The organism is Reichenbachiella versicolor, assembly GCF_003171675.1.
Lineage (GTDB): Bacteria > Bacteroidota > Bacteroidia > Cytophagales > Cyclobacteriaceae > Reichenbachiella > Reichenbachiella versicolor.
The window spans coordinates 46493-72411 of record NZ_QFZQ01000002.1 but is presented as its reverse complement, the minus strand read 5'-3'; the positions used below and the strand labels follow the sequence as shown (position 1 = coordinate 72411).

The 25919-nt window shown below is 34.8% G+C and carries 21 protein-coding genes; 15 read left to right on the top strand and 6 right to left on the bottom strand.

The window, feature by feature from the left end; genetic code table 11:
• Nucleotides 1-7: 7 nt before the first annotated feature.
• The 3 genes from DKG80_RS05245 to DKG80_RS05235 form a co-directional block, all read right to left on the bottom strand.
• Nucleotides 8-4309 (bottom strand): PAS domain S-box protein, encoded by a 4302-nt coding sequence (locus tag DKG80_RS05245; protein ID WP_109830271.1) that lies wholly within the window; start codon nt 4307-4309, stop codon nt 8-10.
• 66 nt (nt 4310-4375) lie between these two features.
• Nucleotides 4376-4906: a hypothetical protein gene (locus tag DKG80_RS05240; protein WP_109830270.1), complete on the bottom strand. Its 531-nt coding sequence runs from the start codon at nt 4904-4906 to the stop codon at nt 4376-4378.
• Nucleotides 4906-5532, bottom strand: coding sequence for a beta/alpha barrel domain-containing protein (locus DKG80_RS05235; RefSeq protein ID WP_109830269.1), 627 nt, complete (start codon nt 5530-5532; stop codon nt 4906-4908). Before DKG80_RS05235 ends, DKG80_RS05240 begins: the two co-directional genes overlap by 1 nt.
• Nucleotides 5533-5629: 97 nt before the next feature.
• Between DKG80_RS05235 and DKG80_RS05230 the strand changes: the two genes are divergently transcribed.
• The 5 genes from DKG80_RS05230 to DKG80_RS05210 all read left to right on the top strand — a co-directional run bounded on the left by DKG80_RS05230 (nt 5630) and on the right by DKG80_RS05210 (nt 11789).
• A complete protein-coding gene (locus tag DKG80_RS05230) occupies nt 5630-5854 on the top strand; it encodes a DUF6952 family protein (protein WP_109830268.1) in 225 nt (74 codons plus the stop codon).
• Between the two features lie 117 nt (nt 5855-5971).
• Nucleotides 5972-7090, top strand: coding sequence for a tRNA 2-thiouridine(34) synthase MnmA (gene mnmA / locus DKG80_RS05225; protein WP_109830267.1), 1119 nt, complete (start codon nt 5972-5974; stop codon nt 7088-7090).
• Nucleotides 7017-7778: a hypothetical protein gene (locus tag DKG80_RS05220; protein ID WP_162555693.1), complete on the top strand. Its 762-nt coding sequence runs from the start codon at nt 7017-7019 to the stop codon at nt 7776-7778. Before mnmA ends, DKG80_RS05220 begins: the two co-directional genes overlap by 74 nt.
• Nucleotides 7765-9387, top strand: a complete 1623-nt coding sequence (locus tag DKG80_RS05215) for a S8 family serine peptidase (protein ID WP_109830265.1) — start codon at nt 7765-7767, stop codon at nt 9385-9387. Before DKG80_RS05220 ends, DKG80_RS05215 begins: the two co-directional genes overlap by 14 nt.
• Nucleotides 9388-9428: 41 nt before the next feature.
• Complete coding sequence (locus DKG80_RS05210; RefSeq protein WP_109830264.1) at nt 9429-11789, top strand: TonB-dependent receptor; 2361 nt, start codon at nt 9429-9431, stop codon at nt 11787-11789.
• Here the strand turns inward: DKG80_RS05210 and DKG80_RS05205 are convergent.
• Nucleotides 11786-12139, bottom strand: a complete 354-nt coding sequence (locus DKG80_RS05205) for an arsenate reductase family protein (protein WP_109830263.1) — start codon at nt 12137-12139, stop codon at nt 11786-11788. The genes DKG80_RS05210 and DKG80_RS05205 overlap by 4 nt on opposite strands.
• An 89-nt stretch (nt 12140-12228) precedes the next feature.
• On the opposite strand from DKG80_RS05205, the gene DKG80_RS05200 reads away from it, so the two are divergent.
• The 8 genes from DKG80_RS05200 to DKG80_RS05165 all read left to right on the top strand — a co-directional run bounded on the left by DKG80_RS05200 (nt 12229) and on the right by DKG80_RS05165 (nt 22801).
• On the top strand, nt 12229-12666 hold the full coding sequence (locus tag DKG80_RS05200; RefSeq protein WP_109830262.1) for a hypothetical protein: 438 nt from the start codon (nt 12229-12231) through the stop codon (nt 12664-12666).
• An 82-nt stretch (nt 12667-12748) separates the two neighbouring features.
• Entirely contained in the window at nt 12749-13360 is a 612-nt protein-coding gene (locus tag DKG80_RS05195; RefSeq protein ID WP_109830261.1) for a hypothetical protein, read from the top strand.
• Between the two features lie 127 nt (nt 13361-13487).
• Nucleotides 13488-14432, top strand: a complete 945-nt coding sequence (locus DKG80_RS05190) for an FKBP-type peptidyl-prolyl cis-trans isomerase (RefSeq protein ID WP_162555698.1) — start codon at nt 13488-13490, stop codon at nt 14430-14432.
• Nucleotides 14429-15502, top strand: coding sequence for a hypothetical protein (locus DKG80_RS05185; protein ID WP_109830259.1), 1074 nt, complete (start codon nt 14429-14431; stop codon nt 15500-15502). Before DKG80_RS05190 ends, DKG80_RS05185 begins: the two co-directional genes overlap by 4 nt.
• A 137-nt stretch (nt 15503-15639) precedes the next feature.
• On the top strand, nt 15640-18180 hold the full coding sequence (gyrA, locus tag DKG80_RS05180; RefSeq protein ID WP_109830258.1) for a DNA gyrase subunit A: 2541 nt from the start codon (nt 15640-15642) through the stop codon (nt 18178-18180).
• A 36-nt stretch (nt 18181-18216) separates the two neighbouring features.
• The gene (locus DKG80_RS05175; protein ID WP_162555697.1) at nt 18217-19416 is read left to right on the top strand and encodes a UDP-N-acetylglucosamine--peptide N-acetylglucosaminyltransferase SPINDLY family protein; all 1200 of its coding nucleotides are present in this window, start codon (nt 18217-18219) and stop codon (nt 19414-19416) included.
• Between the two features lie 65 nt (nt 19417-19481).
• The gene (locus tag DKG80_RS05170) at nt 19482-21782 is read left to right on the top strand and encodes a transglycosylase domain-containing protein (protein WP_245906962.1); all 2301 of its coding nucleotides are present in this window, start codon (nt 19482-19484) and stop codon (nt 21780-21782) included.
• A gap of 116 nt (nt 21783-21898) precedes the next feature.
• Nucleotides 21899-22801, top strand: coding sequence for a histone deacetylase family protein (locus DKG80_RS05165; protein ID WP_109830256.1), 903 nt, complete (start codon nt 21899-21901; stop codon nt 22799-22801).
• A gap of 2 nt (nt 22802-22803) precedes the next feature.
• Here DKG80_RS05165 and DKG80_RS21085 read toward each other — a convergent pair whose 3' ends face one another.
• Nucleotides 22804-22989, bottom strand: a complete 186-nt coding sequence (locus DKG80_RS21085; protein WP_162555696.1) for a hypothetical protein — start codon at nt 22987-22989, stop codon at nt 22804-22806.
• Between the two features lie 129 nt (nt 22990-23118).
• Between DKG80_RS21085 and DKG80_RS05160 the strand changes: the two genes are divergently transcribed.
• Complete coding sequence (locus DKG80_RS05160; protein ID WP_109830255.1) at nt 23119-24093, top strand: oxidoreductase family protein; 975 nt, start codon at nt 23119-23121, stop codon at nt 24091-24093.
• Between the two features lie 9 nt (nt 24094-24102).
• Entirely contained in the window at nt 24103-24993 is an 891-nt protein-coding gene (locus DKG80_RS05155; protein WP_162555695.1) for an inositol monophosphatase family protein, read from the top strand.
• 164 nt (nt 24994-25157) lie between these two features.
• Here DKG80_RS05155 and DKG80_RS05150 read toward each other — a convergent pair whose 3' ends face one another.
• The gene (locus DKG80_RS05150; protein ID WP_109830253.1) at nt 25158-25910 is read right to left on the bottom strand and encodes a succinate dehydrogenase/fumarate reductase iron-sulfur subunit; all 753 of its coding nucleotides are present in this window, start codon (nt 25908-25910) and stop codon (nt 25158-25160) included.
• Between the last annotated feature and the right edge of the window lie 9 nt (nt 25911-25919).

Here is a 25919-nt window from a genome sequence, read left to right as displayed (position 1 = left end):
CAAAATACTAGTTCTGGATGATGTTTTTGTAGTTTTCCTGAAATTGATAATAAGCCTCAAATATAGAGTCAAGTTGTGGTTTCAGATCGGTTGTGTCGGAAGTTTTTAGTTGTAATTCAAGTTTTTTTACACGGTTTTCTAATATTTCAATTCCTAAAGTACCAGAACTTCCTTTCAGAGTATGCAATTCCTGTCTGATACCTTCCAAATTATTTTCTTCGTAGAAGTTCATGGCATTATTCAAGAGTTCTATGGCTTCTTCTTCAAAATCTGAAAGTACTGATTCTATTAATTCAATTCCTCCGAACTTGGAAAGCTGATTGAGGGTGTTTTGATTGATTATCAGTGGAAGATCTTCTTCTGTATCTAGAGTAGTTTTGATATCTTTCAACTCGAAGTTGATATGGTCTTTGACCTTGTTTATTATAGTTTGAGCCTTAATTGGTTTTGGTACATAGTCGTCCAAGCCAGCTTTCAAGAAACGTTCCTCATCGTCTTCCATAGAATATGCGGTCATAGCGACTATAGGCGGAGAGTCTTTTAGGTTAAGGGCTTTGATTTTATTAGTTGCTTCGATACCATCCATTTCAGGCATCTGGATGTCCATGAAGATAAGGTGATATTTTTTTTGTTTTACAGCTTCTAAAGCCTGTTTTCCACTTTCTGCTAAATCCACATTACATCCAGATTTCATAAGTATCTGTGAAGATACTGTTCTATTCACCTTGTTGTCATCTACCACTAAAATGTTGGGAGATCCAATTGTAAATTCTTTCTTTATTTTCGAAAGATCTTCCTTTTTTGGTTTTTGAGCATCAATGTCTATCACTTGTGAGGCCATGAAAGTAAACCAGAATGTGCTACCTAAACCAGGTGTTGAAACTACTCCGATATGACCACGCATAGATTGCACTATTTCTTTCGAGATTGCTAAACCTAATCCTGTTCCACCATATGATTTTGTACGAGAATTATCTAATTGATTAAAGTTGATAAATAATCGATCAATTTGATCTTTAGGTATTCCAATGCCTTCATCTTTCACTTGAACTTTGAATTGGTAATTGGATCCCTGCGACTCCATTAGCATGACGCTAATATTAATGGTACCCTTTCCATCAGAGAACTTGATTGCATTACTTGTAAGGTTAGATAATACTTGTAATAGGCGGGTTTCATCAGCCAATACTAAGTCTGGGATGTTTTTTCCTACATGGTAATAAAGAGCAGTATTATTATTAAGAGCTTGCTGTGAAAACAGGTCGTAGAGTTTCTCAAAAGTACTTACCAATCTCACAGGCTCGAACTTGAGTTCCATTTTACCAGCCTCAATTTTAGATAGGTCAAGTATGTCGTTAAGAATAACTAGCAATGTCTCGGAAGACTTTTTAATTGTCTTAACATATTCAAATTGCTCAGTATCGAGATTGGTACTTCCTAATAGGTCAATCATTCCGATTATACCATTCATCGGCGTACGAATTTCATGACTCATATTGGCCAAGAATCGTTCTTTAATTTCTAATGATCTTTCTGCCTGTTCCTTGGCTAGTAATAAAGCCCTATTGGTTTCTTTAATTTGTGAAATGTCACGAGCTACTCCCTCTATGCCAATAACAATATTATTTCTATAGAGTAATCTGACATTACATAAGAAGTCTATCGGGTTTTCATGACTGTTAAGCGTGGCTTCTAAGTTTTGTATGGATTGATTGGCAAGAAGTTCCTTGAGTACATCTAAAGTAGACCTTTCCGAAACGAAATAATCAGTAATTCTATGCTTTAGTATTTCAGAAACTTCAAGGCCTAGTTCTGAAACAGAAGGGCTTATCATGTTTATGTAGCCATCGAGATCGCATCTAAAGTAGATATCTTGAATGGATTCAAATATCTCTCTAAACTTATATTCACTTTCCGCTAGAGCTAGTTCAGATATTTTCTTTTCAGTAATGTCATTTGCTATAACCGAAACTTCATTAATTGTTCCATCTCCTTTTTGGATGGGGTTAATAAAAACTTCAGACCATACTTTTTCTCCATCTGATGTGGTGTCCTGATGTTGAAAGTTTATAGAATCTCCTAGAAATGCCCGTTCATATTTTTTTGCCCAAGTTGTTTCTTTGGCGTTAAGTTCCTCTGAACCTAGTTGGAGATTGTAGGAGTTAGATGTTTTATTTTCTATACTTTGGGCATATTCGTGATTAAATGACGTCAGGATATGATCTTGATCAATTGACCATATTTGGTGGCTACTGCTTTGAAAAATAGCTTTCAATCTCGCATCCTGATCAGTTATTTTTTCAACATTGACCAAGCGTTCAATGACCAGTGATATTTGATTAGATATAAAGTAGAGTAACTCTAGGTCTTTATGTCCATAGTCTGACCTCTTGTCAAATGAATATATTGAAATACTACCGACTGAACGGTCAGATATAATAATAGGAACCCCCATATAAACCATGGGAGGTGTGTATTTTGTGTTGAATACGGATTTTATTTCGTCGTCATATAGGATTTTAGCTACACTGTCTTCTTTCGTATATCTAGATACCTGTCTATTGAATGCATCTTGGTTTTTTTGATCTATGGTGTTTGAAGTAGTAGAAAACTCTTCTCGAAGTCGTATACTGGAACTAAATGCATCGACTTCAATAAATAGGTTTTTAATTGGTAAAATATTATCTAGTTGTTCATATAAGTAGCTAAAAAGAGGTTTTAGTTTTAAATCTTCAAAGTCAAAATTTGCAATGCTGTTATATAGGTACTGAGCTTTTTCTGCTCTAATACGTTCTGTAATATCATAAAAAATAGCTCTGTATTCAGCCTTTCCGTTCATGTCAAACGAACAATTCACTCTTCCTGATACAGATAGTTTTTTATCATTATCTGATATTAAAACGGTCTCAAACCTTTCTATTCTTTCTCCTTTAATTACCTTTTCTAGGTTCTTGACTGTGCTAGCCCATTGAGTTGATAATACAACATCTTTGAACTTCATTTCAAGAATCTTACCTGAATACCCTAACTTTTCAATCCATGCAGTATTTACAAATTGAAAGTTTCCATCTTGATCAAAAATGGTAATAAGATCATATGAATTATCGAAAAGCTCCTTGAGTTGATCATTTGTTCTTTCTAATTGTCGCTTTACTTTCTGCTGATCTGTTATATTCTCTCCGATAAGATTAACTCCTGATACTTCATTGTATGCATCTTTTAGCAATACAACGTTGAGTCTTACATTTATATCTTGTTTTTCTTTTGTGAAGAATTTTCCTGTGATAGCACCGTCGAATTTACCCTGAATCGCAAATTCACTGTATTTACTAGGCGTAATATTTGGAGACTCTGGAACAAATAGATCAAATAGGTTGTCTCCAGCAATTTCCGCTTGTTTAATGCTTAAAATCGACAGAAGTCGTTTGTTTACAAATCGAATATTACCTTCTGTATCAGTAGTTAAAGCTATGACTTCAGAAGCATTTAGAGATTCCTGAATTTTTATTTCAGATGCTGTGATAGCTTCATCTCTGGTAGTTTCTAGTTCGAGGTTTTTTCTATCTGTAACATCAAGAGCAGCACAGCTAAATCCAATGAATTTTTTACCAGCAAACAATGGTCTTCCTGCATCTAATAACCATCTATATCCTTTAGGGGTCTGTATCCTAAATGAATATTCATATTTCTTTTTGCTTTGAAAAGCGAAATTTAAACCACTTAGATAGCGTTCACGGTCTTCATCAAGGATTTTAGAGGACCAAATTGATTTCAAAGAATCTAGACTCCCACCAAGTAATTTCTCCCAGAGATTATTCATGAAAGTTATCTTTCCAAATTCATCAATATTTCTCAGATATACCGGTGCCTGATCAATGGGATTGAAATCTTTTTTTGGGCTTTCTAACTCTCTATCAATGCTAGCTATAAATTGATTTTCCTTGAATTTTTTGATGCAAACAGTACACTGAATGCTTTCTCCTTCTTTATCAACTAAACAGATAGTTATTGGAGAAGATGGATTATTAGAGTTAAGGTGCTTATTCCAAATATTAGCGCTTTTTTCACCATTCGGTTGGAAGATAGGCATTAGTTCGTTTACAGTTTTCTCAGTAAAGTCACTAGCGTAAACAAATATTTCCTCAGCTGCTGGACTGAACTCAACTACTTCATCACCCTCGAAAATAAAGAAGCAGCTTCCCGAGGTTTCTAGTAATAAATCGTATTTTTTTTCGAGCTCTTTGTATTTGACTTTGAGTCTTTCAAGCTCACTAGATACATTATGTTTTCCTTGATTAATTTGAGACATTCAAAATGGAATAATTCAAAGGTGTTAGTTAAAAGTAGTCATTATTCTTCGAATGAATGATACTACTTAGATAGATGCATTCATCTGATCAATTTGTTTGAGTGTTTTTCTACCTCGTGATTGAATTCCAGCACTCGAATTTTTTTCCATCAAATCATTAATGACCATTCGAAGTTCAACCGCCAATTCTGGATGTTCTTTGCAGTGATTTGCTATTATAGTCATTGAGAATACTTTGATTGCAATCGGTTCTTGAGATGATAGATAATGGAAACAATGATTTACTAAATCACCTTGATAGCGTTGAGGAACTTGTTGAAACTGAATGATTCTTAGAATGTTTCTTTTTACTCCCGTAGATGGGTGTTGTTCAAGAACGTTTATTAATCTTGGGACGTAAGAAGAAATATAATCAGGTGAAAAATCACATACTTTACTTAACAAATGAGCACATCTCTGAGAGACTCTATTATCGCTTGATAGAAAAGTATCAATTAATTCAGAAATCGATTCAGGAGCATTAAGGATTTCTTGTAATAAATGATCATCTATTTCTTTAATGTATTCTATACCAATAATTGAGCTGATAATTGACATCAGTTTTCTTCTTCAAGGTATTCAAGAATATCAGCTAATTCATCATAATCTTTAAAACCAGGTTTGTGCTCTTCTGATCCATTTAATGCTATCCCAGAGAAAGCACTATTGGAATCAATAACTGAATCTAATTTTTTTTCATCTAGATTGAACCCTTTTAAAATTGGAACGTCAATTTCTAATTCGGTTATTTTTGATTCAAGTATTTCAGTGAAAAGCTCGTCATGTGATTCTATCAGCAGAAATTTAACATTTTCAGAAAGACCAAAAAGAGTACTGTTGAGTCTAGTTATTTGTTCTTCCGAATGTATCATTATTCTGAGAACAATGGAATAGCCTAAGGCTGATAATTCATTCGCTACAGACAAGTTGTCAACCTGAAAATAATTAATACCGCTTTGTTCTTTTATTTCCGAGATTTGTTTCGAAGACAATTCTCCAGCTTCTAAAATAATATCTTCTACAGCCACCCAGCCTATTATCTCATTCGCTTTTTCCAAGCTTATTGCATCTGATTGAGAATTATCTATGTTAAATCCTAATAGATTTACACCAAAACCAGCGCAATATCTAGCGTCACTCAGATTAGAAATGTTACCGACTTTGACAAAAGTTTTTAGATTCATAAGGGGTGTCGTATTTGTTATTTAATATTGGATTCAAAGATAAACGAGCCTAATTTGAAGTATAAGAATCTTGTATTTTTATTCAACTAAAAAGCATATGGATATATCAATTTTACAAAATCTAGTAGAAAAATACACTGTTGATGAAATTTCACAAGCAGAGGAAACTTTGTTAATAGAAGGGCAGATGCCATTTGATTTGAATGTTGCTGATGACTCCGAAGCCTTGGACTTACTATCTGCTGCTACATGGATAATAGAAAGAATGGCAAGTCATGAACAGTCATTTGATGATGCATTTCAGAGATATATGTCAAAATAAGAATATAAACTAACGTGAATTAGCTTAGTATGTCTAATAGTTACAATCCTTTCGCCTATTTTTGTGTTTTCAATAGATGTTAACACCTGGCTGTGAACCAGGCAATAATGCATATTAATGAGTACGAAAGGTAGAGTATTAGTAGCCATGAGTGGTGGCATTGATAGTTCTGTAGCAGCAGTAATGCTTCATGAACAAGGGTATGAGGTGATAGGCATGACCATGAAAACATGGGACTATGCATCTTCAGGAGGTGGAAAGAAAGAAACGGGCTGCTGCAGCTTAGATTCTATTAACGATGCAAGAAACATTGCAGTTAATCTTGGTTTCCCTCATTACATATTGGATATCAGAGAAGAGTTTGGTGATTATGTTATTGATCATTTTACAAATGAGTATTTAGATGGTCGTACTCCGAACCCATGTGTGTTATGCAATACTCATATCAAATGGGATGCACTATTGAGACGAGCTGATAAGCTTGGTTGTGATTATATTGCTACTGGTCATTATGCTCAGGTGAGAGAAGAAAATGGCAGATATGTATTGTCGAAAGGAGTTGATCTAAATAAGGATCAGTCCTATGCATTATGGGGTGTGTCTCAGCAGAGTTTGAGCCGTACTATACTTCCTTTGGGTGAATTGACCAAAGATCGAATCAGAGAGATGGCATTAGAAAGAGGTTTCGAAGAATTGGTAAATAAATCTGAATCTTATGAAATATGTTTTGTTCCTGATAATGACTATAGAGGTTTCTTGAAAAGAAGGGTAGATGGTTTACAAGAAAAAGTAGCAGGAGGAGAGTTTGTATTAGAGGATGGAACTGTGGTAGGAACTCATGAAGGGTATCCTTTTTATACGGTTGGACAAAGAAAGGGCTTAGGAATAGCTTTAGGTTTTCCGGCATATGTAGTGGAGATTATAAAGGATAAAAATCAGGTTGTATTAGGGACTTTTGACGAACTGTCAAGAGATGGAATGTACGTAGATCAATTGATCATGAATAAATATGAATCTTTGAGTGAACGTATGGATACAATCACTAAGGTTAGATATAATGACCCTGGTAATCCCGCAGTAATTGAGCATGTAGGAGGTACTATGAAAGTGTTTTTTGGAAATGGGGTCTCAGCTATTGCTCCTGGACAAGCGGCAGTATTTTATGAAGGGAATGATGTTGTTGGAGGAGGATGGATTAAATCAAGTTTCAATCAAAACAAGCTTAAAGCTGTTTAGATATTGGTATTTCATATCGGTTTTTGCACTAATAGCATGCAATTCAAGTTTAGATGATGATGTGACTCGAATAGGGCAAAATTATTATCCAATGGAGTTGGGGGCATATCGTATTTACGATATGCAAGACACTACATATCAATTATCAGGTCCTGATATCAAAGCATACTTTTTGATGGAAGTAGTAGCTGATTCACAAAGAGTTTTAGATTCTTTTGGAAATGCTACTGATGAAATTAAATACACTCTTGAAAGGTATTCAAGAGTAAATAATAATGAGAGGTGGAAGTTGGATTCAATATGGTCTTCTACTGTTACCCGATCAAGAGTGGTTCAAGTAGAAAATGGTATTCCGTTGATAAAATTAGTTTTTCCAATCGAGAACAATTTAAGTTGGGATGCAAATGGTTTGAATGGAAATAACCAACTAGATTATAAATATTCAAACCGTTTAAGTGATACATTACTTTTTGAAACGTCTATTTATAAGGATTTAAGAACGGTAATTCAAAAAAATCAAGAAGAGGATTTCTTAGGTAAAGATTATAGAGAAGAGGTTTATGCGCCGGATGTAGGGTTGTTAATTAAAATTGAGAGTACATGGACTTTTGATCAAAGTTCAGAAAATAAGAAGATTATAGATGGCAGGGGACTGGTACAAACATTGATTGAATATGGTAAAGAATAGTGTCATATTAATCATTTTTCTGGTGCTAGCCAATTCAGTTTCTGCTGAAGTCAATAGATATATTATTTATTTTCAAGATAAAGCCGATTCAAAATTCAATGTTAGCGAACCTGAACATTATTTATCTCAGCGGTCTATTGAAAGACGTTTGGATCAAGGTGTAATTATTGATGAGTATGACCTTCCAGTAAATGAGAGCTACGTTTCTGCATTGGCAGAAATTGGAATTAAATCTACATATACTAGTAGATGGCTGAATGCCGCTATCGTTGAAGCTGATAATTCTGATGTTGAAAAAATAGATCTCGAATTTGTAAAATCTTTTGAATTAATAGCTCGTGGTCATAGACTTTCTGAAAGGCCTAGTGACTATGAATTTTCATTTAGTTCTAAGCAACCACTTATCGCTTCAAAGGATGGGGCCTTTCAGTTGGAGAGTTTAGGTCTGGATGAAATTATAGAAGATGGTTATACCGGACTCGGAGTTTTAATTGCAATTTTAGATGCAGGATTTAATCAAGTGAATAAAAGTGTGATGTTTGAGCACTTATTTGAAAACAATCGAGTAATCGATTCCAAAGATTTTGTTCGTAATGAATTAGATCCTTTCGCATACGATGATCATGGCACGAATGTATTGAGTTGCATAGCAGCAAAACATAAGCATTTAACAGGTAGTGCTTCTGATGCTTCTTTTGCATTATATGTGACCGAAGATTCAGAATCTGAATATCGTATTGAGGAAATTAATTGGTTGTTAGCAGCAGAGCGTGCAGATAGTGTAGGAGCAGATATTATTAGTTCGTCTCTAGGCTATAATACATTTGATGATAAATCAATGGATTACGATTACGATGATACGGATGGTAATTCAACTATTATTTCAAAAGCAGCACAGTTTGCTATCGATAGAGGGATATTAGTCATTAATAGTGCCGGTAATGAAGGAAGAAATAAGCAGTGGCCTTATGTCATTTTTCCATCTGATGTTGCTGATGTATTGGTAGTAGGGGCTGTAAATGAGGACTTAAAATACGCTTCTTTTAGTTCAGTCGGGCCTACTATTGACAAAAGAATTAAGCCTGATGTAGTGGCTTTGGGTAGAAATGTTACTTTGTATCTAGATAATAACCGAGTAGATAAGCGTTCAGGAACGAGTTATTCAACGCCATTGATTACAGGCTTTGCAGCTAGTTTATGGCAAAAATATCCTCAGTTAAGCAATATTGAACTTCGTAACCTTATTGTAGCTTCTGGTTCTGACTTTGAAAAACCGAACAATAAAACGGGATATGGAATTCCCCATTATGAAAGAGTAGGAGATAAGGAAATTTCCATGTTTGATGTTATGACCAACGAGGTGATTGTTTTTCCCAATCCTTTTAATTCTAATAATATCAATGTGAAGGTAGAGAAGGAGTATGCTCAGGAAAGAATAGAGTTTGTTCTATTTGATCCTAGAGGTAAAGAGATTAATAGGATAAGAATAGAAAACCACAAGAAAGAAAACGTCTATAGTATTAATGTAAATGGACAGGAGAAAGGAGTTTATATACTTCAAGTCAATCAAGCAGGAATAGTCAAAAATGTAAAACTGCTTAGGTATTAATATGTGGATTGACATAAATTGCTAAGTATATTTTCCAGTTGATGAGAAAGACCATATTCTTACTACTAACCTTAGTTTTTAGTTCAGTTTCTTCTTTGCCAGCACAGAGCATAAAAAAGCTAAGTGGTGTAGTGTTAGAACAAGATGGAACTCCGATTCAGAATGTGCTTATTAAACTCTCACAGATTCAGAAAAGTACTTTGACTGATAACGATGGGCACTTCATTTTTTTGTTAGATAGTGGGATCTATAATTTGAATTTTTCGCATGTTAGATTTCAGGATACTTATCGAGAAGTAAGTGTGCCAACCGTCAAGGATTTACAAGTAGTTTTATTAGAGAAGACCAGTATTCTGGATGATGTTAAAGTTCAAGAAAAGTCAATTGATATTCTTAGTGATCAGCATATTACCAAGTTAGAGGCAAAGAATGTTTTAAACCTTCCTACTGCAACTGGAGATTTTAATAATGTTCTTGCCACTCTTCCTGGTGTTTATAGTAATAATGAATTATCAAGTACCTATTCAGTAAGGGGAGGAAATTATGATGAAAATTTGGTGTATGTAAATGGAATAAAAATCTATCGACCTCAAATTGTAAGTGCAGGTAGACAAGAGGGACTTTCCTTTATTAATCCAGATTTGGTTAGAGGTATTGAATTTTCTCCAGGAGGTTGGAGAGCAAGGTATGGAGATAAGCTGTCTTCTATGCTGAATGTAACATATAGGGAACCAACGGATTTTGAAGGTTCTATTAATGCCAGTATGTTAGGAGGGAGTATTTATGTAGGAGGTCGTTCCAAAAATCAATCAACTTCATATGCTACTGGAATACGACACAAAAATTCTAGGTATCTTTTAGGGACTCTGGAGGTAGAAGGTGAATATTTTCCACGATTTACTGATTTTCAATCGTATTTCGTTCATAGATTATCAAGTAAAACTAAAATCAGCTTATTAGGTGCTGCAGCATTCAATAACTATGAAACCATCCCTACGATACAGGAAAGTACTTTTGGAACATCACAAGAGACTCTTAGATTAAGGATTGGTTTTGACGGTAGGGAAAAATTAAACTATCAAACTTATCAATTAGCAGGACAGGTTAAACATTCATTGAATGATAATTTTATTGCTAATTTGACCTTGTCAGGAATTCAATCAAGTGAACGTGAAAATTTTGATTTAGAAGCTGGATATCGATTATGCGAAATAGCTGCTACCCCAGGAACAGATCAGTTTAATGATTGTATAGCAGAAAGAGGTTTAGGAACTTCTTACCGTCATGGTAGAAATAAGTTAACTGCGCAGATATTAAATGTAGAACAACGCAATGAGGTCTATATCAATAATGATTTGCTGGAGTTTGGTTTAAATTGGGATTATGAAATATTGAATGACCAGCTTCAAGAATACACTTTTACAGATTCAGCTGATTTTGTTCAAATAGAAAGATCTGTTGATAATAGTTTTGATATCAACTCTCACAAGATTGCTGCCTTTGGTCAATATACTTTGATAAATCAAGATTCAACCGATATAATAAATATAGGACTTAGGTTTAACTATTGGACTTATAGTCAACAATTACTCACTAGTCCTAGAATGCAATATGTTCATGTATTTAGAGGTTTGACAACGAATGCTATACGGATGTCTTTTGGTATTTATTCACAGCACCCATTTTATAGAGAATTGAGAGATCGATCGGGTAATATAAACCCTATTGTGAAAGCTCAAAAATCCGTTCATTTCAACTTGGGCTGGGATAGATATTTTAAGATGTGGGGAAGACCTTTTAAAATGTCAATTGATGGCTATAATAAGTATTTATGGGATGTTAATCTATATGATATTGATAATGTAAAAATTCGCTACTATGCCGATAATGAGGCGGTAGCAGAAGTGTATGGGGTTGATTTAAGATTAAATGGTGAATTCGTAGAAGGAGCGGAATCATGGTTTAGTATTGGATATCTTAATGCAAAAGAAGCTGTAAATGACACCTCATCTTTCGTAAGAAGACCAACAGATCAAAGAATTAATTTAGGGATTTTCTATCAAGACCACATTCCTAATGATCCTTCAATTCGTGTGAGTTTGAATATGCTTTACGGTACTGGGTTACCTTTTGGACCTTCAAATAATGATCGGCTACGAGCATCGTTTATTGGAGATAGTTATTTTAGAGTTGATGTTGGTTTTACCAAACATTTTCAGTTAGTGAAAGTCAAAAAATTGATGCCTAAAAAAATAATCATAGGGCTAGAGGTATTGAACCTTCTAGCCACTGACAATGCTATATCATATACATGGATCCAAGATTTTCAATCCAATAACTATGCAATACCAAATTCACTTTCTAATAGGTTTATAAACTTAAGAGTTATGGGGAAATTTTAATCCAGTTTAGTTGCCACTTCAGCTATTACTTTTTTTGAATTTCCTATGAAAATTTCGTCTTTAACAATAATTACAGGTCTCTTCAAGAAAGAATATTCTTCTAAAATATATTTCCTGTAATCAGACTCAGATAACTCCATTTCATGAAGCCCCATTGGTCTAAATTTCATTGATCGTCTACTAAATAATGATTCATAAGAACCAGACATTTCTCTCATCTTATCTAATTGAGATTCAGTGATAGGATTAGATTTAATATCCTGCATCTCGAAACCATTACTATTTAAATCAAGCTCTTTGATGATTCGCTTACAGGTACTACAAGTACTTAAATGGTATATCTTTTTCATTACGTCAATTCTTAAATAAAAGGCAATTATAGATAGGCTTCTTGTTTTTTAAGGTCTTAGGTTCTTATTTCGCTAAATAAGCATATAAAATGAGAGTAATAATTATTCTGTTTTTTGCCTTACTAATAAGTAAGGGAAGGTTGTTCGGTCAAGAATCCAAAATAGCAAAAGAGCAATTGGAAGCGTATTGCAAGACAACTATTCAACTTGATAGTTTGTCTACCATATTTGAGTATCAATTAATTAATACAATATATAATGCGCCACTTTTGAATAAAGGAGAGGTTTATAACAAAATAAAAAAAGGCGATTGTTCAGAAGTATCGAACGAACAAAAGACTATATATAAGGATATTCTATTGGAAATAGATAGTATGAAATCAATCTATAAAAAAGAATATGTTAAGATTATAAAAAATGCTGTTGGCTTAAGTCAATTTAATAAGATCCGTCATCAATTGTATTCTGATTCTTCGTTAAATGTTCAGTATGATGCACTCATCACTGAACTATCTTCAGGCTCTTGATCATTTAAAGGTTTCATTTAGCTAAGTATTTAACTAAATTCCCGATAACCACTAATTAAATGATTCATCTAAATTCAAAGGCATGTTCACAGAATACGAAATCGAGACCTTAATAGGCAATGAAGACTTGATGACTAGTACTAAAAGTCTTAAAAAGAAGTTTTTGAAACAAGAAGCTCCATATCTTGAATTATCAGATGAAGATTTTTTTGCGTTAATGATGATGGTGCCGACCGTTGGAGTAGCTCTTGCGAACGGAAGTGTGAGTTTGTTTGAAGAAATGGCGCTAAACAAAAAGGCCCGTAAGCTATCTAAGGGAGGGTATTTTCTAAAAAAGGACCCCGTAGTATTTGGTATGAAATTTTTAATTCAGAAATATGATTTTTGGGAGAAGGAGTTTTTAGATTTTATAAGAATGACGATGGAGAAAACCTTTGACATCAAGAAACTTGAGAAAGACTATGATCCAAATGCTACAGTAGATGTTTCTCAATATCGATTAGAAATGTTAAAGGCGCCATATATCTTTACGCGCTTTTTAGCGTCATTCTTTTTAGAATCGGATGATGACGTATTTGGACCTAGAAAGGTGAATTCCACAGACTTCGGTAGAATCACTTCAATTGGACAAAAATTAGGTCTAGATAAAATTCCACTCTTTCATTATTTCCTTAATACATTTGAAGTTAAATAGGATAAATACCTTGATGTAATTATTTAGTTATTTATACGTTATTGACTCGATTGTAACTTAGATAATAGTGTTGAATAAATTTATTGGTGTCTGTGTGTTATGTATGGGAGTCGCTATATCCCTTTTGATGAGTAGTTGTAGTGAAGATGATCTTTCTACTTCACAGTTAGACATAGCAAATAGAGATTCTATCATTTCGTATTTGGAAAGGAACAACCTTTTAGATCTTACTACACAAGATAGGTCAGGTATTTTTTATCAAAATCTGGTTACGTCAGGTGGAGAATCTTATAGTGCAGGAGATGTACTAGAGATTTATTACCAAGCAAGTGTATTAGAAGGGAGGACATTCGATTCTCACTCACCGTCCAATGGAGATCCTATTAAAGTCTTATTCAATTCAAGAGCCGTTTTTCCATTAGGTATAGATGTGGCTCTTTCATTGATGCGTGTGGGAGATAGTACCATATTCTACATACCAGCAGCACAAGCTTTTTTCGGAGAATCAAATTTGTCTGTATCTGATTCAAGTATAATCACACTTTCAATAAAAGTAGTTTCTAAACAAACGGAAACCGAAATTTTGGCTCTTCAAAAATCTCAGATAGAAACTATGATTACTGACAATGATTTAAACAATACTGTTGCTTTTCCAGTAGACCCTTTCAATGAGTTTAAAACAGGTATATATTATAAAAGAACAACTGTAGGTGTACAAAATGAAAGGGCAAATGATCGAGATTCAGTTAGCCTTAGTTTTTCTGCGTATAAACTTGAAAATTTCCCGCGTGGAGGGGCTTTTCAAACTGTTAATCAGTTCATTTATCAACACAATACAGGGGTTTTATTTTCTGGTTTAGAGGCTTCTATTCGACAAATGGAATTTGGGGAGAGGGCTACTTTCATATACACATCATCTAATTCTTATGGAGGAAGTGTTTTTGCACTCCCAACAGCTGATTTAGCTGTTTTAGTGGAAGAGAAAGTAATTCCTGAATATGCAACTCGTATAAGCCCTTACGAAGTATTAGTTTTTAATGTAGAACTTTCTAGACCTCCAATAAATCCATGAGGTTAGTTTTTACTATAATATTGATTAATGTTTCATTTTTGGGGTACGCTCAAGAATATGAATATTCAGAAAAAGATATTTACCGATCTCCTATTCGGGCAGTATTAAATCAGTTTTCCTTCCAAATCTCTACTGGATACAACAGGACAAATTACAAGCATGACCTTTCTGGATATTATTATCTTCAGTCTCCGGCTCAGCAATTTATCGTTTTAAATGAAGGCGTGCCTTTGGAAGATGATTATGTTGCTTATGACAATTGGTTTAATCATCCTTCAATAGGTATACCGATAGAAATTCCTAATCCGACAGATGTACCATTTCCAAGCATTGATAATCCAGTTTACAATTCAGAGTTAAATCGTGGGTTAACTCAATTTGATGCTGATTCTATTGGTTTGGGTTTTGAAGGAAGAGGTAGGGATATTCCGTTAAATATAAATATTCGATATAATTATAAAGGTATTAGAGTTGGTGGAGGTATCAGTATGGCCTACCACAAAATCAGTTCTTTCAAACCTACAGTAGATGGTCATGGGATACGATCAATTCACCCAGTTCAGCGGACTACATTTTTCTTCAAGTATTATGGATTGGTAGGCTATAAGTTCTATGATTGGTGGGATTATTCTTTTGCTGCAGAAATAGAAATTGGTAAAAATAAACTAGGAAAACAGTTTAGTGGTGCTGTTACGAATGGGGTTTATTACAATTTTGGTATCTCTATAGAGAAGAATTTGTCAGAATATTTTAGAGTATTTGTTAAACCTTCTTTTGATTTTAGAACGATGAATACTGCTTTACCTGAAGGAGGTGGTAGTATAAAGAATAAGTATAATGCTTTCAATCTGGGTGTTGGGATAAGTGTAACCTTTCCTGAAATTCCAAGATCACCTATGAAGAGTGATAAAGTACAATTAAAGCATGTAATTGTAGATCCAAAATCAGGTAAGTACAAAGAAGTACGCGGTCAGCCAATTTGGAAAAAGCAAAATCCCAAGGTAGGTCAGAATAACCGCAAAACGATTAGACAAAAATGGGGAAATAGCAGAAAGTTAAACCCTTATTAATCAAGGTTATGAAAGCTAATTTTTTACAATCTAGCTAGAGTGATACCCATCCTTGTCTAAGCAGTATTTTTGCTTGCTTTTTGAGGCTTATTTTGGTTAAATTGCAGGCTGAATTTTGCACATTAGAATAAGATTAAATGTCAGACGGAGATAACGAAAATCTTCCATTAGGAGATCAGAATATTATTCCAATCAACATTGAGGAAGAAATGAGAGGAGCCTACATCGACTATTCGATGTCGGTCATCATTTCTAGAGCACTGCCAGATGTACGTGATGGTTTAAAACCAGTACACAGAAGAGTTCTATATGGAATGTTGGAGTTAGGAGTATTGCATAATAGACCCTATAAAAAGTCAGCAAGAATCGTTGGAGAAGTATTAGGTAAGTATCATCCACATGGTGATAGTTCTGTCTATGATACCATGGTAAGAATGGCTCAGGAATGGTCCTTGAGGTATCCATTGGTTGATGGTCAAGGTAACTTTGGTTCTGTTGATGGTGATTCCCCTGCAGCCATGAGATATACAGAGGCAAGACTGAGAAGGATTGCCGAAGAAATGCTTCATGATATCAACAAAGAAACAGTCGATTTTCAGCCTAACTTTGATGACTCTCTCAACGAGCCATCAGTTCTACCAGGTAAAGTTCCAAACTTACTTGTAAATGGTACTTCAGGTATTGCTGTAGGTATGGCCACTAACATGGCTCCTCACAACTTAACAGAAGTAGTGAATGGTACAATTGCATATATTGAGAACCCTGAGATTGAAATATCAGAGTTGATGCAACATGTAACAGCGCCTGATTTTCCTACTGGAGCTACTATATATGGTTATCAAGGAGTTAGAAACGCATATGAAACGGGAAGAGGTAGAGTTGTACTCCGTGCAAAGGCAGAATTTGAAACTACCAAAACTGGCAAGGAGCAAATCATAGTAACAGAAATACCTTATCAAGTGAATAAGGCTAGTATGATAGAAAAGACTGCTGCCTTAATAAATGAAAAGAGATTAGAAGGTATTAGTGATATCCGTGACGAGTCTGATAGAAATGGAATGCGAGTAGTCTATGATATTAAGAAAGACGCTATTCCAAATATTGTTTTAAATAACCTCTACAAGTATACCCAACTTCAATCTTCTTTTGGTATTAATAATGTGGCCTTGGTTAAGGGGCGTCCACATACACTGAATTTGAAGGAAATAATTACCTATTTCGTGGAACATAGACACGAAGTGGTAATCAGAAGGACTGAATATGAGCTGAAAGAAGCTGAGAAGAGAATGCACATTTTAGAAGGGTATATGATTGTACTCGAATCTAAGGATGTGACTGATCAAGTAATTCAGCTGATTAGAGATTCTAGAGATCCTGAAATTGCTAAGACTGGTCTTATTGAGCAATTTGGGTTGTCAGAGATTCAAGCAAAGGCCATTTTGGAGATGAGGCTTCAGAGATTAACTGGTCTTGAAATTGAGAAAATAGAGCAGGAATACAAAGAGCTAAAGCTTCATATTGACGATTTGAAAGATATTTTAGCTCGCGAGGAGAGACGTATGACCATCATTAAAGATGAATTAACTGAACTTAGAGATAAGTACGGTGATGAGCGTAGGTCAGATATTATCCATGCTGCGGATGGCTTTACTGCTGAGGATATGATTCCTGATGAAGAAATGGTTATAACCATTTCTCATGAAGGCTATATTAAACGTACGGCCTTAACCGAATATAGAACACAAGGAAGAGGAGGTGTAGGATCTAAGGGGGTAATAACTAAGTCTGATGATTTTACAGAGCATCTTTTTGTTGCATCTACTCATAACTATTTATTGATATTTACTGAATCCGGAAAAGTATTTTGGAAGAAAGTATGGGAGATTCCTGAGGGAACTAAAGCTTCTAAAGGAAGAGCTATTCAGAACTTGATTAATATAGAAAGTGATGATAAGATTCGTTCTGTTATCAATGTAAATAGTCTGTCAGACGAAGACTACATTAATAACAATTACATCATGATGTGTACTACCAATGGTATTATTAAAAAGACAACATTGGAAGCATATTCAAGACCAAGACAGAATGGTATCAATGCTATAACTATTCGAGAGGACGACAGACTACTAGACGTTAGTTTGACCAACGGTGATAATCATATTGTAATAGCTAAAAAATCTGGAAGAGCAATTCACTTTCATGAATCTGATGTACGTCCTATGGGGAGAACAGCAGCTGGTGTGAAGGGAGTGACCATGGAAGGAGAAAACGATCGTGTTATTAATATGGTTTGTATTGCGAGAGAAGATGCAAATCTTCTTGTAGTCTCTGAAAAAGGTTATGGTAAAAGGTCAGATATTGGAGCATATAGAATTACCAAAAGAGGTGGTAAAGGTGTGCAAGCTATGAAGGTTACTGAAAAGACTGGTACGCTTGTTGCCGTTAAAGAAGTAATTGATAGTGATGATTTGATGATTATTAATAAATCAGGTATAACTATTAGAATTAAGGTAGAAGATTTAAGAGTTATGGGAAGGGCTACACAAGGTGTTAGACTGATCAAACTCAACGATGATGATGAGATTTCTTCTGTCGAAAAAATTGAAAAAATGGACGAAGTTGATGAAGTTGCGGGTGATTCACCAGAAAGTTCTGAAACATCTGAAACAAATGAATAAAATAGATTGCTTAGGCTGTCTTTTAACTTTAAAATGATGAATAGATTTTACGTATTGGCATTAGCACTGTTGGTAAGTGTAAGTGCTTGGGCACAAAAAGGCTCTACTAGCAAAGCGCAAGCTTATTTAGATAAAAATGATCTAATCAATGCAAAAGCAGAGATTGATTTAGCTTTGGAAAATCCAAAGAATGCAGGAAAGGCCAAATCTTGGTATATCAAAGGTCAGATTTATAAGGCCATTGCTACAAGTAGTGATATGGCAGTTAGTTCTTTAGATCCAGATGCCATTCAAAAGGCTGCAGAGGCTTACACCAAGGTATCAGAAATGGCTAAACCAAATGACTTGACAGCTATTAACGCTTCTTTGAACTATGATGGTCTTTGGGGACACTTTATGGATCAAGCTCAGCAAGCATATAATAAAGAGGATTTGGAAACTGCTTTAGGAAACTTTGAAAAAGGGTTGATAGTAAAGCCGACTGATTCTGTTACAATGTATTATGCTGGAGCGGTAGCTCAGCAAATGGAAGACTATACCAAAGCTAAGAAATATTATATGTTAATGAAGGACAACTATATGATTCCTGAGTCAGCATATCAATCTTTGGTCTATTTTGAAAGAGTAGAAGAAAACAATGAAGAGGCTTTAGTATTAGTACAAGAAGCAAAAGAAAAGTATCCTGATAATAAGACCTTTATCAACGAAGAGCTGACTATTTTGATCGTATTGAATAAATTGGAAGAAGCTGAAACTAAGCTTAAAATGGCTTTAGCTAACGATCCTTCTGTAGTTCAAAATCATTTAAATTTAGCCGTGTTGTATGATAATCTAGGTAGTAAGTTTATAGAGGATGGAGATAAAGATAAAGCAGCAACTAAATTTGACTTGGCAATTAAGAGCTATAATGATGCCATCGCTTTAGAGCCTAACAATTATGTAGGCAATTTTAATTTAGGTGCTATCTATGTGAATAAGGCAAAGGTTTATTTAGATGAAGCTAGAGCGATGGATTTAAAAACATATCAGAAACAAGGTCCTGCATTAGAGGAAAAGGCGAAAGGTGATTTAAAGAATGCTTTACCTTATTTTCAAAATGTAGTGACTAATAAACCTAATGACGTTACGGCTTGGTCTACCTTACAGTCAATCTATACTTCATTGAAGATGTATGACGAGGCTGAAAAGGCAATGGCTGAAGTAGAGAAAATAGAAGCGAAAGAAGGCGCTCAATAAGAATTATAGAAATTTGTTGAAACCGTTCTGAAACGTCAGAACGGTTTTTTTTTGTTCAAACCAGTATGTCAAGTATTAAAAAAGAGAAGCAAAAGAAATATCGTCGATTACTGTTAATCAAAGTACTTATTAGACTTGTATTTGCTTTATTGGCAATTGTTTTTCTGTTTTTTTGTAGCATTTATGTTGGCCTATTTGGAGTATTGCCCAATAAGGAAGACCTAAAAAAAATATCTAACGCTCAGTCAACCATTATAAAAGATCATCAGGGTTTTGATATAGGTAAATTTTTTCTAATTGATAGAACTTCAGTTACCTACGATAAAATCCCTCAACATTTAATTGAAGCCTTAGTTTCTACTGAGGATAGTCGTTTCTTTTCACATCATGGGTTGGATTATCGGAGTTGGGGAAGGGTCTTAGTGAAGACCATTATCATGCAACAGCGTTCAGGAGGAGGAGGAAGTACTATATCGCAGCAGTTGGCTAAGAATCTATTCCCACGCGAACGATACACAAAATTCGACTTAGCAATTTCAAAAATCAAGGAAGTAATCACAGCCTATAGGTTGGAAAGTTTATATTCAAAGGAACAAATCCTTACGCTGTATCTTAATACCGTTTCGTTTCCAGATAATACGTATGGAATAGAAAGTGCTTCTCAACGTTTTTTTAGGAAGTCTGTTAATCAACTGTCTTTGTTAGAATCGGCTACCTTGATAGGAAGTTTAAAGGCCAATCATACATATAACCCGCGTTTGTTTCCTGACAAATCACAAAGTCGTCGCAATACAGTTTTGGCTTTGATGGTAAAGCATGGTTTTTTAAGTCAAGAGCAATTTACGGAGCTAAAAACTAAGTCTACAGTTCTAGATTACAATTCTCGTAATAAGAGAATGGTAGCTCCTTACTTTTTAGAACAAGTTAAAAAAGAGGCTAAAGACATAATTAAAAGAAACAATCTTGATGTTAATATTCATACAGATGGATTGATAGTGCACACCACGCTTGATTCAAAAATGCAACGCCTTGCAGAACAAGGAATGATCAAGCACATGAGCTCGTTACAAAAGCAGTTTGAAAAAAATTGGGGTAAGGAAGCTATTTGGTTTGATAAAGATTGGAGGTACAAACTAATAATCAATAGTAGACCATATAAGAATTGGGAGCAGCAGGGGTTAAGTAGTGCTGAGATTTTGGAAAAAATGAAACGAAAGTATGGGATGACATGGTTAGATCAAGGTAAATACAAGTCTGTTGTAGCTAGTCAAATTGATAGTTTGATGCATTATGTAAAAATGCTTAATGCAGGATCCATAAGTATTCATGGTCAATCTGGAGCTATTAAAACTTGGTTAGGCGGAATTGATTTTAATACTTTTAAATATGATCACATAGAGCAAAGTAAAAGACAAGTAGGCTCAGTATTCAAACCATTTGTTTATGCTGCTGCTTTGGAGAATGGTAAGGATCCTTGTGATCATATTTCCGCAAAAACAGTGACATATAAAAACTTTGAAGAGTGGACTCCAAGTAATGATTCAGATGATTACGAAGATAAATTCTTGTCCATGCAATATGCATTAAGCAAGTCCATTAATACCGTAGCTGTGAAACTTATGGAAGATGTGGGGGTGGCTAGAGTAGTTGATTTGGCACATATGTCGGGCATTGAGAGTATACTTCCTGAGGTTCCTTCATTAGCATTAGGGACTGCTCAATTGTCAATGATAGAATTGGCCAAAGCTTATACTATATTCACTAATGGAGGTGTTCCTGTTACTCCGTATATGGTTGAGTCTATAGAAGATAAAAATGGTAAAGTACTATATAGGTATAAAGCAGACGAAGGAGAGAAAGTAATAAATGATTACACATATGCCATCATGAAGGAGCTGCTAAAGTCCGTAACAAGTTCTGATGGAACCGCTAGTAGATTGAGGTGGAAATACAGTTTAACTAATGACATTGGTGGTAAAACTGGAACTACTCAATCCAACCGGGACGGTTGGTTTATAGGAGTGACACCTAGACTGATTAGTGTGAATTGGGTAGGCGCTGATACCTATTCTATTCGTTTTAAAGATACTAAAGTAGGGCAGGGAGCAAATTCAGCCTTACCTATTTTTGGTGAAATGTATGCTTCAATGAATGAATCCAGTGATTTTAACTATTATACTCAAGCAAAGTTCCGAAAACTCCCTATTGAATGGCAAGATGAATTGAATTGTGAGCCAATAAAAGAGCAAACTATCGTTCAGAAAATATTTCAGAAAAAAGAGCTCAAGGAAAAAAATTATGAAGAAGACGGTGATGATGAAGAAAAGGATGGTTTTCTGAAAAAGTTATTCAAAAAGAAAAAATGACCAAATCCCCGTCCGGTATATTGGTCATTTACTAACTAAACTATAACTATGAATGAAAAACTATACTCCTTAAATGGAGAAAAGGTAGAGATAGTTGCACGCCTAATAGTTAAAGAATGTTAAAGGTCGCTTGGTCAAAAAAATACTGTCACCCTTTACCTGAAAATCATCGTTTTCCGATGATAAAGTATGAATTACTCCCTCAACAACTTTTGCATGAGGGTACAATTGAAGAGGATTCACTTTTCGAGCCCAGAGATGCTTTTGATTCTGAAATTATATGTGTTCATACTGAAGAATATTGGCGTCGTTTGCGTGGGCTAGATTTAACTGCTTCAGAAATTAGAAAAACAGGGTTTCCGTTATCTAAGGAATTGGTTGATCGTGAAATTAATATAGCTGGAGGAACTATTCAGTGTGTCGATTTTGCTTTGAAATATGGAATGGCCATGAATATTGCAGGAGGTACTCATCACGCGTTTTCTGATAGAGGAGAGGGCTTTTGCTTGCTAAATGATCAAGCAATTGCATCAATGTACCTAATAGAAAACAACTTGGTTGATCGGGTATTGGTTTTAGACCTTGATGTTCATCAAGGGAATGGTTCAGCAGAGATATTTCATGATAATGACCAAGTTTTTACTTTTAGTATGCATGGAGAAAAAAATTACCCAATGCATAAGGAACAAAGTGATCTTGACATTGGTCTCGCGGATGGTTGCGCTGATGAGCTTTATCTGTCTACTCTTCAATACAATTTGAGTAAAGTGGTAGAGTCATTTAAACCAGAATTTGTTTTTTATCAATCGGGCGTAGATATCCTTTCCACCGATAAATTGGGTAGACTTGATGTTACTATCGAAGGATGTAAAGAAAGAGATCGAATGGTATTACAATACTTTAAATCAAGAGAGCTGCCATTAGTAGCCTGTATGGGCGGCGGGTATTCTCAGGAAATTAAGTTAATTATCGAATCTCATGCAAATACGTTTCGTCTAGCACAAGAAATATATTTTTAACATTATTTTATCACTGTGTACATGGCTTGGTTATTAGTTTCTTGTCTGTATACTTTTCCTGCTTTATCCATTACTACATTATTTCCAGCTACTACTGTCTTTCGACTACTAGTACATGAAGAGAGCAATAGAATAGTTACAAGGATTATTAGGGATAGGAGGTAATTGAAGAGTGTTGACGACTTCATTTTTAAAGGTTTAGATAATAATTGCTGATTAAGGATGTGAATGTAGAACTAATCCTATTAAATGAGTAATATTTCAATCAAATTATCTTTATGTTAATTTCTTAAAGCCACCATAGTTTCGAATGAAATATGAAGAATATTGAAGCAAAAATTATACAATCTTTAAATGTGACTTCTGTTGTTTCTATAAATACTATTCAGGAACTGTGGAGTGGATATGGATATATTTATAGGTGCTATATAGAAGGGTTTAAAGCTTCTTCGATTATTGTAAAACACATAGAATTTCCTGATCAAACTAATCACCCTAGAGGGTGGAACACAGAGTTTTCTCATAAAAGAAAAATTAAGTCTTATTATGTAGAGTCATCTTGGTACTTAAGTCAAGTAAAGCTTTCTCATGACGATTGGAAAATTCCAGAGTTGTATTATTCTTCCAGTCAGGACAATGAAATATTCCTAATATTAGAAGATTTAAATGCTGTAGGGTTTTCTCTAAGAAAAAGTCGAGTTACTCTCGAAGAGATGAAAAATTGCTTAGTGTGGTTAGCGAACTTTCATGGAACTATGTTTGGAGAAAAACCTAAAAATCTATGGAGAATAGGCACATATTGGCATCTTACTACTCGTCCTGATGAATATAAAGCAATGAAAAACAAGTCACTTAAAAATGCCGCTTATGCTATTGATGAAAAGTTAAATCAGGCAACCTATAAGACTTTAGTTCATGGTGATGCTAAGGTTGCAAATTTTTGTTTTTCAGAAAATGGTAGGGTAGCAGCTGTCGATTTTCAATATGTGGGTGAAGGGTGCGGGATAAAAGATGTTGTGTACTTTATAAGCAGTTGTTTAAATGAGGATGAATGTCAGCAATACGAGTTAGAATTGCTTGATTACTATTTTAATCAACTTGAAGTAGCTTTGAAAGGCAGTCTAATATCTAATGAAATACATCTACTTATCGATGAATGGAGGTTCCTATATAAATATGCTTGGGCTGATTTTTGTCGTTTTTTAGATGGATGGAGCCCCGGACATTGGAAGATGCATTCTTACAGTACCAACCTTACGAATGAAGTAATAAATGAACTAAACTTAAAGTAATCTTGTATAGTGGTACTTAAGCAGCAGCATTTCGAAGAGCTTTGTGAACTGGCAATAACAGCTGGTAATATAGCTTCTCAATATATTCAATCAAAAGTAGGTAAGAGCTATGCGAAAGAGAGTAAAGCAGGAGGAGACTCTTTAGCATCTCAAGTTGTAACTGAAGTGGATATCAAATCAGAAAAGCTGATTATTGATGTGCTTTCTGATTCCATGCGTAAATATGATTTGGGACTATTAATGGAGGAGACTACCGATGATCAGTCGAGACTGGAAAAAGATTTTTTTTGGTGTATAGATCCTATCGATGGTACTTTACCTTTTACAGAACAACGCAAAGGGTATGCAGTTTCAATAGGGCTAATATCTAAGCAAGGCAATTCAGTTATTGGTGTAGCTGTAGTTCCAGATCAACAAGACGTCTATAGTGCTATTATTGGAGATGGGCTGAAAAAAAATGGTTTACCTATCAATTTGGCTTCTAATGAAACGAATATAATTGATGTATTTACTGGCAATAGTTTTGAAAGTGAGTCGTATTTTGACTTCGTTAAGACTGAACTAGAACATTATGCCAGTGAAACTGGAATGGTTATTTCTTACCAACGAGGCTTTGGAGGAGTTGTAAACGTATTAGAACTAATCGCTTCAGGTAGAGGTTGTTTTTTTAAATTCCCAAAGAAGAACCTAGGTTGTGGAAGTATTTGGGATTATGCAGCAGTAAGAGTTTTTTTCGAAGAAGTAAACGCATATGTGTGTAATGGCTACGGAAATACGCTTCATTTAAATCAATCTGAGTCAACATTTATGAATACTCAGGGAGCCATTTTTGCCACTCATGAAGGCATATCTGACTTTTTAGTAGAGCTTTCCGACAAAGTACTAAAAAAGACATTTTAAAGTTACTGCCTATCAGCTCTTGCAAATTTGGATTTCCTAAGTCTTAGTATTTTTGACTAATTCAAATAGTCTATTGTAAATCGAGTGTAGTTCAATTTTTGTAGATAAATAAAAAAGCCATCTTGATAATTCAAGATGGCTTCTATTTTTACTTGCTAAAATTCTTATACATTCGTAGATGAAACTTTAGCAGAAAGATATTCTCTATTCATTCTAGCTATATGTTCCAGACTGATTTCTTTAGGACAAACAGCAGAACAAGCGCCTGTATTAGTACAGTTACCAAATCCTTCTTCTTCCATTTGTGCAACCATTTTCTCTACTCTAGTTTTTCTTTCAACTTGACCCTGAGGAAGCAATGCCAATTGAGAAACCTTAGCTGAAGTGAAAAGCATAGCTGAAGCATTTTTACATGCAGCCACGCAGGCACCACAACCAATACATTGAGCCGCATCCATAGCTTCATCTGCTACTACTTTTGGAATCGGAATTTCATTAGCATCTGGAACACCTCCAGTACTAACATCAACATATCCACCAGCTTGCATGATTCTGTCGAAAGAAGTTCTATCAACCATCAAATCTTTGATAACTGGAAATGCAGCTGCTCTCCATGGCTCAACAACTATGGTATCACCATCTTTGAAACTTCTCATATGAAGTTGACAAGTTGTTACAGCATCTTTTGGCCCATGTGGTTTACCATTGATATACATAGAACACATTCCGCATATACCTTCTCTACAATCATGATCGAAATGAATACCTTCCTTACCATCCTTTTCAAGATCAATGTTCAAAACGTCAAACATCTCGAGGAATGACATGTCTGGCGAAACATCTTTTACGTCATAAGTTTCGAAACCGCCCTTGTCCTTAGGACCGTTCTGTCTCCATACTTTTAATGTAATGTTCATATCTATTCC